The sequence below is a fragment of the Specibacter sp. BI4 genome (assembly GCF_056680095.1).
This window is the reverse complement of record NZ_CM155265.1, coordinates 3,771,975-3,787,964: the sequence shown is the minus strand read 5'-3', so window position 1 is coordinate 3,787,964 and position 15,990 is coordinate 3,771,975. Positions and strand designations below refer to the sequence as shown.

Genomic DNA, 15,990 nt, shown 5'->3' with positions numbered 1-15,990 from the left:
GGGCAGGGATTGTTGCTTGGGTTACCACTTCACGCCGGAAGCGGTGACAACGTTCTGCCAGGGACCGGCAGGAACATCTTCGCTGTCAACAAAGCGCCACGACACGTGGTCGGAGTCTCCGTCCAGGTCCGCGAAGCCGAGGCAGCCGTTGAGGGCAGGCGAGACATCCATGCCGGCTCCCTGCGACGCGTCCCCGGAGAACTCTGTGTTCGCCGGACGGGCGTCCGACTTGCCGAAGACGTAGTTGGCGTCATGGTAAAGGGAACCGGAAGACGGGCCGGCATCTTCAATCTGGCCGTAGCAGGTGCTGCCGTTCGGGCCGGTCATCTCCACCCAACGGTTTTTCATGTAGCTGTAGTTCGAGTCAGCGCAATGGTCAACACCGGTGGCAGCGTTGTCCGCAGCCGCCCACGGGATCACCTGGCAACGTTCCTTGAACGCTGTGCTGTCGTTGACATCGTCGTACGGCAGGTCCAGATAGAACGGGTTCTGCAGCGGCGTGGGCTGGGACTTCGGGAAGAACCCATTCGAGGCATCGCGGCGTTCGGTGGCGCAGGTGAAGTTTGCGCCGCTGCCGGAGCTCACGCCGTCGCAGCCCCCATATACGCTTCCGGCGCAACCATCAGCCGTGCTCGGCGTGGTGCCCATGTTGACGCCGGTGTGGCTCAGGGCCCACTGACCGTCGTATGTGGAGCAGACCTGGGAACCATCTTCCAGGGAGGCGTCGAAGATCTCACCAACCCAGAAGGTGGTGCTGACCACGTTGGTGTGCAGGGGGTACGTCGATGAGGATGCAGCGATGGGTTCCGCAGCTGCGGCTGGAGCAGGTGCCGCGCTGGGTTCCGGTGCTGCGGCAACGGGAGGTGCGGCCGGTGCAGGAGCCGCGCTGGCTTCCGGTGCTGCGGCAACCGGAGCTACTGGCGCAGGAGCTGTGGTGGGCTCCGGATCAGGGGCCACCGTGGCCGCAGGCTTTGGTGTGGCCTTCGAACTGGGTGTCGGCTTTGCAGCGTTCGTGCTTTTGGGGGCAACTGTGGCTTTGGGCTTCGATGTGGCAGTGGCCTTCGAAGCGGGTGCCGGCTGTGGTGACGCGGTCGAGCAATCAGCTTGGTTTGGCTGCGTCAGGCAGGTAAATGATTTTGTTACTGCGTCGGCGGCCGATGTGGTGCTGGCTGTGATGGCAATGGCGCCGCCAATAGCCAGAACCAGGCCGAGAATTAGAAAATGGTTCAAATACTTCATTGAAATAAATATCAAATCTGTGGGGGACATGGTCGTGTATGGCGTCCGAATGAACGGGTTTCAGCCATAAAAAAAGCAAAGGCACCGGTTAGGGTGCCAGTGCCTGCGAGACACGGCATGGTTGGTGTCGGTTGGACAAAATTGCTGCTCGGACTTCTCCCCAGAATTTGCGGGCAGCACCAAACCACTTGCCGCTATTCTACACGACCCGAGTTGGAGGGGGCCGGGCGCGGCTGCTGGTGGGCACGTTTTGGGCAGCGGCGGCACGCTGCTTCCAGCTGCGCCGTACCTAATCCCCGGCTGCGCCGAACCTAATCCCCGGCTGCGCCGAACGAAACCCTGGGGCTAGGCTATGACCAGTTCCAGAACCATCAGTGCTATGACCAGGACCGCAAAGATGGCCTCGACCAGATAAGCCGGCCAGGATGCGACCGGATGGCTCCTGCGGCTTCCGTGCCATACGCGTTCAAAGTTAAACTGGTTAGTTTCCATAAAAATCACGCTATTCCGCAGGGCCGGCGGTGCCAAGCGTGGTCCGCACTGGAGAACACTTGGCTCCTACTCAGCTGCACGGCCGGCTACTTGCGTTCTGCCCGCACAGTCGCATAAAACTACTGGGATGGGCGGTGACGGTGTGTGCGTACTGCACCGACATGGAGCAAGCGCCCTGAGGGTGGGAGCCAAACTCGGCCCCGGCAGCGGCAGGCCTGAACCCGGCTGCCGCGACATCCGATCGACGCAGCAGGTGGTGCCCAGAAGGCGACGTTTTCAATTGGCCACGATGCAGTAGGGGAATATCTGAATTTGCTGGGCCTTTGCTGAGAGCGGTGTCACAATCGCTGTTAGAATCGGCCTAGGCCATGTCCATTTGAGTTGGAACCTGGATTGTGCATGGGCATCGTGGCCCGGAGGATGGTCGAGTATGACAAACGCGTGGGGCGCAACCGCATCTCAACGATCGTCACAAGGGGGACAGCGTTCCCAGCGGCGGGCCATGGGGGCCGCCGATCGGCGTCGTTGGTCATCACTCGTGCGCCAAGACTACGTCGACTCAGTTCTGGGCCACCTGGGCGGACAGCAGCTGTACGGCACAGTCATCCTGGGTCCCCGTGGTGTCGGCAAAAGTACGCTCGCACGCAATGTCGCACAGCGGCTCGGTGCCACAACCCATGTGGTTAGGCTCTTTGGCTCAAACACAGCAACAGAAGTTCCCTACTCAATTTTCTCGGTGCACGTGGCCAGGCTGAATGCCCGCCAGACAGAAAGCCCGTCAGCTGTTCTTGGCGGTTTGGTGGAGCAGATCACCGAAGACGCCCATGGCAAACCCGTAGTCGTGATGCTCGATGAACTGCCCGGGATCGACAACTTGAGCATGGGTGTTTTGATGCATTTGGTGCTGGGCGGAACTGCCAAACTGCTGGTGGTGGCCCGGACCGCGGCGGATTTTCCGGAAGATCTGGCCTGGATGATCAAGGACGGGCTTCTCGCGCAGCAAAGGTTGGGACCGTTTTCCAGGGCGGAAGTGCGCACTCTCTTGGTCAAGGCACTGGACGGACCGGTTGCAGAGTCAGTCGTCGCCTCGCTCTACACGGCCAGCGCCGGAAACCCGCTGGTGTTGCAGGCCCTGGTCCACGAATATCGCAGCAGTGGCGTGCTGCGGGCAAACGATGGCATCTGGGTTCCGTTTGGACCACTGGACAAGTTTTCCGACGACATTTTGCTTGAACTTGTCGAGACCCGCATGGCGCGGGAAACGGATGCCGTGCGCAGAAGCATTGAGAAGTTTTCGCTGTTTAAAAACGTCCCTTTGTCGTTGGCGCTGCGTGTTCTGGGCACGGATGCGGTCACCGCGATGGAGGAGCGCGGGTTTTTGGCGATTGGGCCGGATCGCAGGAAGACGGTGACTTTTGCCGAACCCTATTTTGGCGAGACGGTGCGAAACCAACTTTCAGTTGCCCAAAAGGCCGCGTACTTCCAGGAGCTGACAGATGTGCTCTCACTTGATGCGACCAAGTTGGACATTCAGGAACTATTGACCTTTGCCGCATGGATCAGCGAGGCCGGCATGGTCATGCAACCTGACGTGGCGCTCGCTGCGGCAGAGTCGGCCCTGCACTATTTCGACCCCCAGCAGGCGCTGGCCTGCAGTGCACATGTCCCGGCCGACCACCCCCTGGCAGTGCAGGCTGTGCAGTCGCGCAGCCGGGCCCACTACATGATGGCCAACTACGACAGAGCCGCTGAGATGCTTGAAGAGATTGAGCCGGCCCTGCTGGCAACCCTTGGCTGCAAGGAATACGCGTCCTGGGCCATGGACCTGATTATTGCCCTCATTTGGGTCCCGGACGGCTATGCCCGGATCAACGAGGTTCTTGCCGCTGCTGAGCTGCGCATTAAGGAGGCGCCCGCAGCGGAGCGCGGGCAAGCCGAAAAGTTCCTCAACGTTGCCCGTTTTGAAGTTCAGATCCATCGTGGTGAGTTTACCGAAGTGGTGGACGCCCTCGAGGTCGCCAGCAAGGACCCCGGTGACCGTGAATACAAGCTTAACTGCGCAAGCCTTCTCACGGTGGCCCTGGCAGCCACGGGCCGCGAGTTGGACGCCGTCGAGCTTTCACAGGCAATCGATGAGGAAGGCACGCGGTACAACCTGGTTTCGCGCATGAACAGCTGGCATCTCTATGGCCGCATTCTGGCTCTGACATGGAGCGGACAGTGGCGCCGTTGCGAGGCAGCGCTCAACCAGGCGATCGAGTACTCCAACCCCGCCCTGCACTACAAGGGCGGGGTCGTGGAAATGGCCTTGGGCGTGGTTTACGCGTTTGCGGGCAGGCACATGCAGGCCGCTGAATTGTTGCATGTTTCCGCAGCCCAGCTGGAGGTCCGGGACACCTACAAGAGCCTGGTGCTTGTCCATTCCGCCTTGGCATATGTTTATGCGCAGTTGGACGAGCAACAACAAGCCAGGAAATATTTGGACATGGCAACTGCATCCTCCCCGCACAGCGTCTGGATCAACAGGACATTGGCCGACTACTTTCAGTCGCTGGCGCAGCACGCCCTGGGGGATCCCGGGGCTACGGCCCGGATGGTGGCCAAGGCTGGGATTGACTATGACCAAGGTCGGGCAACCCCCGCAGCGACAGGTCTGTTGGCTGCGATCATCGCCGGTGCCAAGGAACAATATGGTTTTTTGGGGGAGATCTCCGTCAACTGCCAGGGCGACTTGGCAGGCATCAACGTGTTGTTGGCGCGGGCCCACAGCGAAGCCTCCGCACAGCTGGCATTGGATGCTGCAAATCTTGCCTTGTCGTTGGACCTGCCTGCAGTTGAACGGCACGCCAATGAGCAGGCGTTGGAACTGGCGGAAAGCAAGGCTGAAACACGTTTGTTGCGGGAAGCCAGGCGCAGACTCAACGCCTCGGCGCCAGTTCAGGCCGCCGCGTTCCAGAGCACAACGGTGCCGTTGACATCGCGGGAATTGCAAGTGGTCAGACTTGCCGTCAGGGGCATGAGCAACAGGGACATTGCCGCCAAAATTGGGGTGTCCGTGCGTACAGTTGAAGGACATCTGTACCAGGTGTTTGCGAAAATGGGGATCACCTCGCGCGCGGAGCTGGAAGCCCAGGTGGATCTGTGACTGGACGCATCGGGGAATTGCCGGACAGGAACCACGTGTTGAAGCGGCCATTTTGCCGGGCCGGGGAGCTGGCGGACATTGCCTCGGCCATCCGTGCAGAAGACTGCCGGGCCGTCTTCCTGACCTCGGAAAGCGGCCTGGGCGCATCCACAATTCTGCGCAAATTGGTGCTGGCGGCCCAGGGCCATGTGCCCGTCCTGACGGTGCACGGTTCACAATCGCTGGCAAAAATTCCCTTCGGAGTGCTGGCCCGATATTTCGGTGGCCTGGACACGCCCAGCGAGGCTTTCAAGTTGGGAGTGCTGCGAGCAATCCTGGCAGAAATCGACAGGCTGAAGGAGGATCTCCAAGAGGCTGATCCTGACAGCTGGAGCCTGCCGTTGATAGTGATCGATGACGCCCATTCAATTGATGAAGGAACAGCTGAGCTCGTTGTCAGCCTGGTCATGGCCGGAACTGCAAATGTGGTGCTTTCGCATTCCAGCCGGCACAAGCTGCCCGCACCGCTGCCCAAATTATGGGCAACGGGGATGGCTGAAAATATCGTGCTGCTGCCGCTCAACCAGGAGCAGGGGCACGCCTATTGTGAGGCGATGCTTGACGGCCCGGTGCTGCCCGCAACGAGTTGGCACTATTGGTCCGCTGCGGCCGGAAATCCGTTGTTTCTGAACCTGCTTGTCACCGATGCCGTGGAACAAGGCTTGCTGTCCAACCGCAGCGGAACATGGGTGGGCCACTACGAGCCGCACGGGCACAGCCCTGACCTGGACGAGGCCGTCAGGGCCATGCTGAGGGGCCTGTCCCCGGACGGGCAGGCGGCGCTGAACCTGGTTGCCCTGTCGGAACCGGTGGCCGAGACCTCGCTCCTCCGTCTGGTCCCCGCCGCGGCGGTCAAGGAACTCCTGGACTGGCCGCTGATAAGCCGCCGGCCGCCGTCGTCCGAACTGCTGGTGCTGGCCAACCCCATCTATGGCCAGGTTGTCCGCGCCATGGTGCCCGTGGCCCAAAGCCGCCTGCTCCATGAAAAGCTGATTGGCGGTCTCGAATCCGTCCCGGCCAACAAGGAATCGCTGCTGCGCAGGGTGCTTTGGGCGATGGAAGCCGGTATTGAGGTCCCTGACGACATCATGCTGCGGGCCGCGATCCTTGCCAGCAAGATGTTTCAGTCGGCGACAGCCCTGGAGCTGGCCGCCCACATCCAGGGAGAGAGCTTCAAGCTCCGTGCCACCATGGTCAAGGCCCGGGCCAAATACAACCTTGGCGACTACCAAGGGGCATTCCTGCTGATGGAATCGCTGCGGGACCGCCCCGCAGACGTGGCTGACATGCTGTTCGGCAGTTTGTTGCGGGCCTCCACCAGATCGGCCCTGGGCATGCCTGTGGACGCGCTTCTGGCTGATGCCCGGGAGCTGCGCGACGCTGGCGAACAACTCGCCAATGCTGATCCGGATCGTGCCGGCGACATCCGTGCGTACGCCGGGAGCGGCGCCTTGATGGTTGAATTGCTGGCGCTTTCCCGTGCAGGCAGGTACTCGGAGATGACAGCCTTGACCACGCTGCTTTCCGCCCAGCAGGGGCTTCCCACGGCCGCAGGCAAACTTAACCTGACCATGGCCCTGACGATGGACTCGGAACGGCTTACTGTGCAGGGACTTCCTGAGCAGGGGGCGCGCCGGGCTGCAGAGGCGTTTGCCATCGAGCACTCCGAGGAAAACGATGTATTCTTCCTGCCCGAGAGCATCCTGCTGCGCCTATTGACGGGGCTGCTCAGTGCCGGGGACTGGGCGGCAGCCTCGGATATTCTCGATCAACACTCCGTTGAGTCAGGCCCCATAGTGTTTAGCTTTGGCGGGGGTGCCAATGTTGTCAAGGGCATGGTGCTGATGCGTACAGGCCAGACTTCCGAGGCACTGAAAATTCTGCGGGCCGGGCTCGACCCCCTGAAGCTCAGTGACCCGCAACAGCTGTTGGGATATTGCACCGCGATGGCAGCCTACGCGGCCGCACGCGTGGGTCAGCCGGTACTGGCCGCGCGGCTCATCAGCGAACATGTGGAAAGCACCGGAATGTTCGTGGTGGTGGCGCATGAGCGTGCCTATCTTTCTGCCGCCCGTCATGTTCTGGCGCCCGACGCCGGCGGGCTGGGTGAGCTTCTTGCCCAGGCTGACGCCGCACGCGCCGCGGGTTCGACCATGCTTGAGTTCAATGCCCTCGTCCTGGCCATGGAGCTCGGCGAGCAGGGTGTTCTGCAGCGGGTGGCCGAGGTTGGTGCGGGCGTGGAAGGTCCATGGGCCCACAGCATTGCCAGCTACGCTGATGCGCTCGGCCGCAATGACGGTCATGAACTGGCCCGTGTTGGGGAGCTGCTGGCCCGCGCCGGCGTGTTCGGCTTCGCCAAGCTGGCACTGTCAAAATCCGCCCTCCTGTTGGACGGCAATGGGTCCCGGGCGCAGGCCGCAAGTGTGCGCAAGGACCTGCGCAAGATTGCGTCCGACCTTGGCCCGGACGGGGGCACCGGCAGCAATCACACACCGGCGCTGTTGACCCGGCGCGAGCATGAAGTGGCCCGGCTTGCCGCCAGCGGGATGAGCGACAGAGAAATTGCCGACAGGCTCACCTTGGCGTTGCGCACGGTTGAAGGCCACCTGTACAGGTCCTACAGCAAGCTTGGCATTTCCACCCGGGAAGAACTGGCTGAAGCACTCTAAAAGCTTCACCCGAACTGAATCGCTGACTAAACCGCCTGGCAGCTCCCCTTTGCCATGAGTAGCATTCCCCATGGAATTTTGCAGGTAATTTCCGGAGCATGCCTACTGTCTGGGACGAATAACCAAGTACTGCGCGCAAAACAGAGTATCTGCATTGGCCAACGTTCGAGTGTTGAGCACTCGTGTATTGCCATTGCCGCTGCCGTTGACTGGAACTATTCCCAGCAGGACCTGGGATGGTCCCAGCATGGAAGGTCTCACAATGGTCTCCAACGCTTCAACAGCAATGCCCCACGGCCGAAAGGCCTTTGCACTGGAGGTTCACTGCCCCGCTGCATATCCTGCACCGCTCAGCTGGTCCCAGCGAGCAGACAAACTGTCCGCCAGCAATGGTTGGACTCCACATTCGGAGCCGGCGACGGATAAGCCTCTTGAGACCAAGGCTTTCCCCCAGCCGCCGTCGGCTCCTTTCTTTTCCAGATGCACGCAGTGCGGAACCGGGTCGCCGGAAACTCGGACGCGGTGCGCGCAATGACGGAGCAGAAGATTCTTCCGCACCTGCGCAAGCCATCGTTCCACCAGGCACGCATCGCCAAGGACAAGTACGTCACGTTCAAGGGAATGGGACCCAAGCACAGCGTATGGGATGCGCACCCGGCAAATATTTCAGCCACCACCCACGGCAGCCGTGCGACGTGGTCAGCTGGTTACGCCAACAGGCTGCGGCTTGCTGATGCAGTGGTCACGATCGTGGTGGTTGCTGTCGCGTACCTGTGGCGATTCGGTGCCGCAGGGGCACACGGCTCCACGGCGGTCTCCGAAGCCGGGTACCTGTGGCTGTGCCTTGCCGTCGTGGTCCTGTGGAATGTGGACTTGGCGTGGTGCCGGTCAAGGGAGAAGCGCGTCTTTGGGGTCGGCGTGACTGAATACCGCCGAGTGTCCCACGCAACGCTGCGGGCCTTTGGCATTATGGCAATGGTTATGTTGGTGTTCCAGATTGGAATTTCCCGCGGCTTCTTCGCCGTGGCCGTTCCCCTGGGGATTGTGCTGCTGGTCGGCAGCCGGTGTGCGTGGCGCCGGTGGTTGGGGCGCCAGCGCAGCTCCGGAAAGTCCCTGTCCAATGTGGTTGTCCTGGGCAACCCGCAGGATGTGGAATATGTGATTGGTCATTTGCGCAGCCATTTGTCGTCCGGCTACCGAGTGGCAGGAGCTGCGTTGACAACCCTGCAGCCCGGGATGGAATTGCGGCCACCGTGGTACGAGGTGCCCGTACTTTCCACCATGGCCGACATCTCCGACGTCGTCAGCAAGACCGGTGCGGAAGCAGTGGTGGTGGCCGGCGCCCTGCCAGGCGGGCCAAAGGCCATCCAGGAACTTGGTTGGCGCTTGGGGGACCTGTCAACGGAGCTCGTGCTGGCCTCAAGCCTGACAAATGTTGCCGGGCCCCGGGTGCATTTCAGGCCCGTGGAGGGCCTCCCGCTGATGCACGTGGAACTGCCGCAGTACTCAGGCGGCAAGCATGTATTCAAGAGGGCCATGGACATTGTCCTGGCGACCGTCGCCCTGGTGGTGCTGTCACCGCTGCTGCTGTTGCTGACAATCATTGTCAGGCTGGACAACCCCGGGCCGGCCTTGTTCTTTCAGGAACGGGTGGGCCGCAATGGGGAAGCGTTCAAGATGGTGAAATTCCGGTCCATGGTTGTCGACGCCGAGACGAGGCTTGCGGCGTTGAAAGACGGCAATGAGGGAGCCGGAGTGTTGTTCAAAATGTCGAATGACCCCCGGGTCACCCGTTGTGGGCATTGGATGCGGAAGTTTTCCCTCGATGAACTGCCGCAGTTCTGGAATGTGCTGACAGGTCAAATGAGTTTGGTGGGCCCCCGCCCTCCGCTTGCATCCGAAGTGGCCCAGTATCAACGGCCCACCCACCGCAGGCTGCTCATCAAGCCGGGCATCACGGGGCTGTGGCAGGTTGGGGGGCGCTCCGACCTTGCCTGGGATGAGGCGGTCCGCCTGGACCTGTACTACGTGGAGAACTGGTCGCTCACAGGGGACATCGTCATCCTGTGGCGCACTTTCAAAGCCGTCACCGCGCCAGCTGGCGCATATTAAGGCCACCGCACGCAGCTGTGGACGCCTCAACTGAAAAGAAACGGAATTACTGCCATGGTCTCGATTCCCCACCCCCTGCAGCAGCTGAACCTCCTGCAGGAAGAACCAACCCTCAAGGTTGCCGTCATCGGTGCCGGCTATTGGGGGCCCAATCTTGCAAGGAATTTTAAGGCAAGCCCGGCATGGGAACTGTGCGCCATTGTGGACATGGATGTTGAACGGGCATTGAAGATCGCCCGGCCGTTGGGGGACGTCCCTGTGTTTGCGTCGCTTGACGAGTTGCTGGCAGCCACTGATGTTGACGCTGTTGCCATTGCGACGCCGGCACGCACCCACCACGGTGTGGCCATGGCCGCCATGCGGGCAGGAAAACACGTGGTGGTGGAGAAACCTTTGGCAGCGAACTGGGCACAAGGCGTGGAGATGGTGGAATTTGCTGAAGCTGCGGGGCTGACCCTCATGGCTGACCACACCTACTGCTACACGCCGGCTGCGTTGAAGATCAGGGAACTGATCGCCGAGGATGCGCTGGGTGAGGTCTTGTTCATTGATTCGGTGCGGATCAACCTGGGGCTGATCCAGCCGGATGTTGACGTCTTCTGGGACTTGGCCCCCCACGACCTGTCGGTGATCGATTTCATCCTCCCTGGCGGCCTGCGGCCCGAAACTGTCGCAGCCCAGGGCGCGGACCCCCTGGGAACGGGGAAATCCTGCGTGGGGCACCTGACATTCGCACTGCCCAACAACGCCATGGCCCACATCAACGTGAACTGGCTCAGCCCCACCAAGATCCGCCAGCTGGTTGTTGGCGGATCAAAGCGGACGCTCGTCTGGGATGACCTCAACCCCCAGCAGCGCATCAGCGTCTACGACAGGGGAGTGAACTTTGAGAAGGGATCCACCTCGGCAGCCCAGCGCAAGGCGCAGGCCGTGTCCTACCGGCTCGGCGACACCTGGTCCCCGGCCCTCCCTGAAAAGGAAGCACTGGGCCTGATGGTCCAGGAATTCGCGGACAGCATCCACGGTCAGCGCCCGTCACGAACAGGCGGCATGTCAGGGCTGCGCGTCCTGTCAGTGCTTGAAGCAGCAAGCAGAAGCTTGGCAACAGAGGGCGAACACAGCCGTGTTGCTGATTATGAATCTCAATTGGAGGGAACACGATGAGTGATTTGCAAGGGGCAACAGTACTTGTCACAGGTGGGGCCGGAACCATCGGGTCGACCATCGTCGACCAGCTGCTGGAGGCAGGAGCCGCACATATCGATGTGCTGGACAACCTGGTGCGCGGGCGGCGGGCCAACATCTCCGATGCGCTGGCCAGCGGGAAGGTCAACCTGGTGGAGGGCGACCTGCGCGACAGGGACCTGGTTCACGACGTCACCCGCGGCAAGGACCTGGTCTTCCACCAGGCCGCCATCCGGATCACCCAATGCGCCGAAGAGCCCAGGCTGGCACTGGAAGTCTTGGTTGATGGCACTTTTACCGTCCTGGAGGCCGCAGCGGCCCACAAGGTGGACAAGGTCATTGCCGCCTCAAGTGCATCCGTTTACGGCATGGCAGAACAATTCCCCACAAATGAACGACACCACCACCACAACAATGACACCTTCTATGGTGCGGCCAAGTCGTTCAACGAAGGCATGGCACGCAGCTTCAAGGCGATGCACGGCCTGGACTGCGTCTTCCTGCGCTACTTCAACGTGTACGGCCCGCGCATGGACGTGCACGGGCTGTACACGGAGGTGCTGGTCCGGTGGATGGAGCGCATTGCCGACGGCCGGCCGCCGTTGATCTTTGGCGACGGGCAGCAGACAATGGACTTTGTTTTCACGCAGGACATCGCCCGTGCCAATATTCTGACTGCGGCAAGCAACGTCACCGAGGGTGCCTACAACATTGCCAGCGGCACCGAAACCAGCCTCCTTGGCCTGGCCGAGGCATTGCTGGCTGCGATGGGTTCGGACGTGCCCGTTCAGCACGGTCCGGACAGGGCAGTCAACGGTGTGGCCCGCCGCCTGGCCGACGTTTCAGCCGCCCAACGGGATTTTGGCTTCACCGCAACCACCGGCCTTGAAGACGGCCTGCGCCAGCTTGTCTCGTGGTGGGAACCGCTGCGGGATGAAATTGCGGCCGGTCGCCTGGTGGGCTCCGGGGCGGCTGGTGCGCAATGAGTCTCGACGCCGGAATTGCCGCCACCCCCACAGCACCGACTTCCGCCACTTTGCCGCGCATCAACGTCATGAAACCGTGGCTTGGCATCGAGGAAGCCGAGGCCGTGGCAGATGTCATTGCCTCAGGCTGGGTTGCCCAGGGGCCCAAAGTGGCACAGTTTGAAACAGAGTTTGCTGCGGCGCAGGTGGCACAGCATGCCGTTGCCACCTCCAACTGCACGACGGCGCTGCACCTGGCCCTGGTGGTGGCGGGCATCAAGGCGGGGGACGACGTCGTCATTCCCTCCTTTTCCTTCATAGCCACAGCCAACGCACCAACTTATGTGGGGGCGCGGCCTGTCTTTGCCGATGTCGAACTTGAAACCGGGAATCTCAGTGCCGCAACCATTGCCGCGGCACTGACGCCGAAAACACGGGCGGTGATTGTTGTTGACCAGGGCGGCATGCCGGTTGACCTTGAACCGATCCGGGCCCTGTGCGACCCGCTGGGCATAACAGTTATTGAGGACGCCGCCTGCGGCGCCGGATCCACCTATCACGGCCGGCCGGTCGGGGCAGGGGCCGAACTTGCCGCGTGGTCCTTCCACCCCCGCAAGATCCTGACAACGGGGGAGGGCGGCATGCTCACGGGATCCCGTGCGGATTGGATGCAGCGGGCGGCCAAGCTGCGCGAGCACGCCATGAGCGCGTCGGCCGCCAGCAGACACTCATCAGTGCTGGCACCGCCGGAGGAATACACCGAGATCGGCTTCAATTTCCGCATGACAGACATGCAGGCCGCCGTTGGCATTGTTCAGCTCGGCAGGCTCCCGGAGGCCGTGCAGCGCAGGCGCGACATTGCCGCCCGCTACTCGGAGGGGCTGGCAGGCCTGACGGGGCTTCGGCTCTCCCGCGACCCGGCCCACGGCACCAGCAACTTCCAGTCGTTCTGGCTGGAGGTGCTCCCGGAATTTGGCACCACGCGGGAAGGGCTGCTTGAACATTTGGCCCACCGCGGCATTTCGGCCCGCCGCGGCATCATGGCCGCCCACCGGCAGCCGGCGTATGCGGGCAGGGACACCGGTCCTGCCGAGCTTTCAAATACGAACAGGCTCACCGACAACACGCTGATACTGCCGGTCTATCACCAGCTGGATGCGGGGGACCTGGACAGGGTCATTGATGCGGTGCGCTCCGCGGGGGAGAAATCGACATGACGGCACTGATTCTTGTCGCCGCAAGCGGACTTGCCCGTGAAGTGTTGGCCGCAACACGAAACTCCGGCATCGACGGTGTCGTTGGTTTTCTGGATGACGATCCTGGCCTCTCAAGGGAGCGGATTGACGGGGTCCCGGTGTTGGGGCGGATCAGTGACGCCACCGCCTACCCGACTGCTTCATTTGTGCTGTGTGCCGGAAAGGGTGCCACACGCGAAAAGATCGCGTTCGTGCTGGCCGGCTTGGGCATCGGCAGCGTCAGGTACACCTCGGTGGTGGACAAGTCGGTGGTTGTTTCCGATGATTCGGTGATCGGGGCGGGCTGCATATTGTTGGCCAATGTGGTGCTGACGGCCGGTGTCAGGCTCGGCAGCCACGTGGTGGCCATGCCCAATGTAACGTTCACGCACGACGACGAAGTGGACGACTTCGCCACGCTCGCCGCCGGGGTTTCCCTGGGTGGCGGTGTCCACATCGGCCGCCGCGCCTACCTGGGCATGAACTCCAGCGTGCGGGAGCACCTCTCGGTAGGGTCCGGGGCGACAGTGGGCATGGGCGCCGCCGTGTTGCAGGACATGCCCGACGACGAAACTTGGGCCGGCGTGCCGGCCCGCCGGCTGGGTGGCCGGACAACACCGACGGACAGGACTGCTGAGAATGGAAAACGCTGACATGGAATTGATCCCCCTGGTCGACCTGCAGGTGCAGCAGGCCGAAATCGCTGACGAAATCAGCGCGGAAATTGAAGAAGTGCTGTGGTCGGCGGCCTTCATCGGCGGCCCTGCCGTTGACCGCTTTGAAAAGGCCTACGCGCAGTTCACCGGGACCAGGCACTGCGTGGGAGTTGGCAATGGCACCGACGCCCTGGAACTGGCGCTTCGGGCATGCGGGGTGCGTGCCGGCGGGGAAGTCATTCTGCCGGCGAACTCCTTTGTCGCCACAGCGGAGGCGGTGGCCCGCATCGGGGCGGTGCCGGTGTTTGTGGATGTTGATCCCGTGCACCTGCTGATTGACCCGGTCAAGGTTGCCGAAGCCATTGGCCCGGCGACCCAGGCAATTGTCCCCGTCCACCTGTTTGGCCAGCTGGCGCCGATGCCCGAGATCATGGAGCTTGCGCTCGCCGCCGGGGTACCGGTCATTGAGGACGCGGCCCAGTCCCAGGGAGCACAGCGGGCAGGGCAGGTCTCCGGTTCATTCGGCACCGCCGCGGCCACGAGCTTTTATCCGGGAAAAAACCTTGGGGCAGCCGGGGATGCAGGGGGAGTGACAACCAACGATCCCGAGATTGCCTCGATGGTGCGGGTACTGGGCGCCCATGGCAGTTCGGCAAAGTACGTCCATGACGTAGTGGGGATGAACTCGCGCCTGGACACCATCCAGGCCGTGGTGCTGAATGCAAAACTGCAGCGGCTGCCGCGCTGGAACATGCTGCGGCGCGAAGCTGCCGCCCGATACACCGACCTGCTGGCTGCCGTGCCCGGCGTCATGGTGCCGGCTGTCCGGCCTGATTATGAGGACGCGTGGCACCTGTATGTGGTCCAGGTGGCGAACCGGGACGCCGTCCTGGAACAGCTCAATGCCGCCGGCATTGGGGCCGGCATTCACTATCCGACACCCATCCACCTGACCAAGGCTTTTTCTTATGCAGGCAAGGGGCTGGGAGATTTTCCGGTGGCCGAGGCTGCCTCGTCCCGGATCCTGTCATTGCCGATCTTTCCGCACATCACCGTGGAGCAGCAGGAGCGGGTCGTGCAGGCGCTCGCACAGGCGACACGGCAGAGACAACCACAAGTTGGGCACCATGACCTGGCCTGCGCCAGTTCAGGGACGTCGATGGGAACGGAGGCCAGGGCATGAAAATCGTCCGCCCCCAGCTGCCCATGTCCAAGCCTCTGGTTTCCGTGGTCATTCCTTGTTACAACTATGGGCATTTTCTTCCTGACGCCGTGGCAGGTGTCCTATGCCAACCAGGAGTCGAGGTTGAGATAATAATCGTCGATGACGCGTCGCCGGACGGCAGCATCAAGATCGCACGGGAGCTTGAGGCTGGAGATTCCAGAATCACGGTGGTTGCGCATGAGGCCAACCAAGGACACATTGCCACATACAACGATGGACTCAAGCGAGTGTCCGGTGACTATGTTGTCCTGCTCTCGGCAGACGACATCCTGGCCCCAGGATCGCTGGGACGTTCTGCAGCATTAATGGAAGCTCACCCCGAAGTTGGGCTTGTCTATGGGTATGCCCCATCTTTTGAGTCCCACCTCCCCGTGCCACGCAGCCGTGTTCGAAGCTGGACAATTTGGCAGGGCGAGGAATGGGTTCAGAGAATCTGCACCAGGGGCACAAACCTCATCGTCAACCCCGAGGCAATGGTCCGGCGAGACATAATGGATCACCTGGTTGGCTACGACCCAGACCACCCGCACGCAGCAGACATGTTGCTATGGATGCAGGCTGCAATGTTCGGGGCCGTTGGCCGGGTCAACGGCCCCGACCAGGCCTTTTACCGGGTGCACGGAAACAACATGCACATGACCGATTTCAACGGGATCGTGGATGATTTCCAGGGCAGGTCGAGGGTGTTCGAAGCGTTCTTCTCAGCCTACGGATCCCAATTGCACAACGAACCCAAAATGAAGGCCAAGGTCCGGTCGGCCCTGTCCCGCGAGTCGTCGCGGACCGCGACAGTTGCATTCCACTCCGGCGGGGCCTATGCGGGCGCCGGGCAGCGAGAGCTGACAGCCCTCGCAGCGGGATTCAACGACGAAGGGGCAGAGCCTCGAGGATGGACGTGGCTGGCAAGTCGTTGGCAAGGGCAGGCCGGGGGCCCCAACCCGCTCGCCCGAAAACTGTATTTGGCAATCGACCGGGTCAGATGGTCCATGCGTTGGAGGCTGTGGCGGCGGTATGGGATATGAGTGAAT

Annotated in this window: 12 protein-coding genes; 10 read left to right on the top strand and 2 right to left on the bottom strand. The window is 62.0% G+C overall.

The genetic code is table 11. The annotated features are described in order from the left end of the window. Positions 1–21: 21 nt before the first annotated feature. Positions 22–957 carry a hypothetical protein gene (locus AC1L6K_RS17185; protein WP_480950048.1) on the bottom strand — a complete coding sequence of 312 codons (936 nt, stop codon included), beginning with the start codon at positions 955–957 and terminating at the stop codon, positions 22–24. A 1-nt stretch (position 958) separates the two neighbouring features. Between AC1L6K_RS17185 and AC1L6K_RS17180 the strand changes: the two genes are divergently transcribed. Continuing rightward, entirely contained in the window at positions 959–1,309 is a 351-nt protein-coding gene (locus tag AC1L6K_RS17180; protein WP_480950047.1) for a hypothetical protein, read from the top strand. 275 nt (positions 1,310–1,584) lie between these two features. Here AC1L6K_RS17180 and AC1L6K_RS17175 read toward each other — a convergent pair whose 3' ends face one another. After that, the gene (locus AC1L6K_RS17175; protein WP_480950046.1) at positions 1,585–1,731 is read right to left on the bottom strand and encodes a hypothetical protein; all 147 of its coding nucleotides are present in this window, start codon (positions 1,729–1,731) and stop codon (positions 1,585–1,587) included. A 538-nt stretch (positions 1,732–2,269) separates the two neighbouring features. Here AC1L6K_RS17175 and AC1L6K_RS17170 point away from each other — a divergent pair. From AC1L6K_RS17170 to AC1L6K_RS17130, 9 genes are all read left to right on the top strand, one after another. Beyond that, on the top strand, positions 2,270–4,876 hold the full coding sequence (locus tag AC1L6K_RS17170; RefSeq protein ID WP_480950045.1) for a helix-turn-helix transcriptional regulator: 2,607 nt from the start codon (positions 2,270–2,272) through the stop codon (positions 4,874–4,876). Continuing rightward, the gene (locus AC1L6K_RS17165; protein WP_480950044.1) at positions 4,873–7,584 is read left to right on the top strand and encodes a helix-turn-helix transcriptional regulator; all 2,712 of its coding nucleotides are present in this window, start codon (positions 4,873–4,875) and stop codon (positions 7,582–7,584) included. Before AC1L6K_RS17170 ends, AC1L6K_RS17165 begins: the two co-directional genes overlap by 4 nt. A gap of 531 nt (positions 7,585–8,115) precedes the next feature. After that, a complete protein-coding gene (locus AC1L6K_RS17160) occupies positions 8,116–9,696 on the top strand; it encodes a sugar transferase (RefSeq protein WP_480950043.1) in 1,581 nt (526 codons plus the stop codon). 54 nt (positions 9,697–9,750) lie between these two features. After that, the gene (locus AC1L6K_RS17155; protein WP_480950042.1) at positions 9,751–10,860 is read left to right on the top strand and encodes a Gfo/Idh/MocA family protein; all 1,110 of its coding nucleotides are present in this window, start codon (positions 9,751–9,753) and stop codon (positions 10,858–10,860) included. Further along, positions 10,857–11,867, top strand: a complete 1,011-nt coding sequence (locus AC1L6K_RS17150; protein ID WP_480950041.1) for an NAD-dependent epimerase/dehydratase family protein — start codon at positions 10,857–10,859, stop codon at positions 11,865–11,867. Before AC1L6K_RS17155 ends, AC1L6K_RS17150 begins: the two co-directional genes overlap by 4 nt. Continuing rightward, positions 11,864–13,063: a DegT/DnrJ/EryC1/StrS family aminotransferase gene (locus AC1L6K_RS17145; protein WP_480950040.1), complete on the top strand. Its 1,200-nt coding sequence runs from the start codon at positions 11,864–11,866 to the stop codon at positions 13,061–13,063. The genes AC1L6K_RS17150 and AC1L6K_RS17145 overlap by 4 nt, the downstream gene beginning before the upstream one ends. Then, positions 13,060–13,734 (top strand): NeuD/PglB/VioB family sugar acetyltransferase, encoded by a 675-nt coding sequence (locus tag AC1L6K_RS17140; RefSeq protein WP_480950039.1) that lies wholly within the window; start codon positions 13,060–13,062, stop codon positions 13,732–13,734. Before AC1L6K_RS17145 ends, AC1L6K_RS17140 begins: the two co-directional genes overlap by 4 nt. A gap of 1 nt (position 13,735) precedes the next feature. Next, entirely contained in the window at positions 13,736–14,920 is a 1,185-nt protein-coding gene (locus AC1L6K_RS17135; protein ID WP_480950038.1) for a DegT/DnrJ/EryC1/StrS family aminotransferase, read from the top strand. Beyond that, on the top strand, positions 14,917–15,984 hold the full coding sequence (locus AC1L6K_RS17130) for a glycosyltransferase family 2 protein (RefSeq protein WP_480950037.1): 1,068 nt from the start codon (positions 14,917–14,919) through the stop codon (positions 15,982–15,984). The genes AC1L6K_RS17135 and AC1L6K_RS17130 overlap by 4 nt, the downstream gene beginning before the upstream one ends. Positions 15,985–15,990 lie beyond the last annotated feature (6 nt).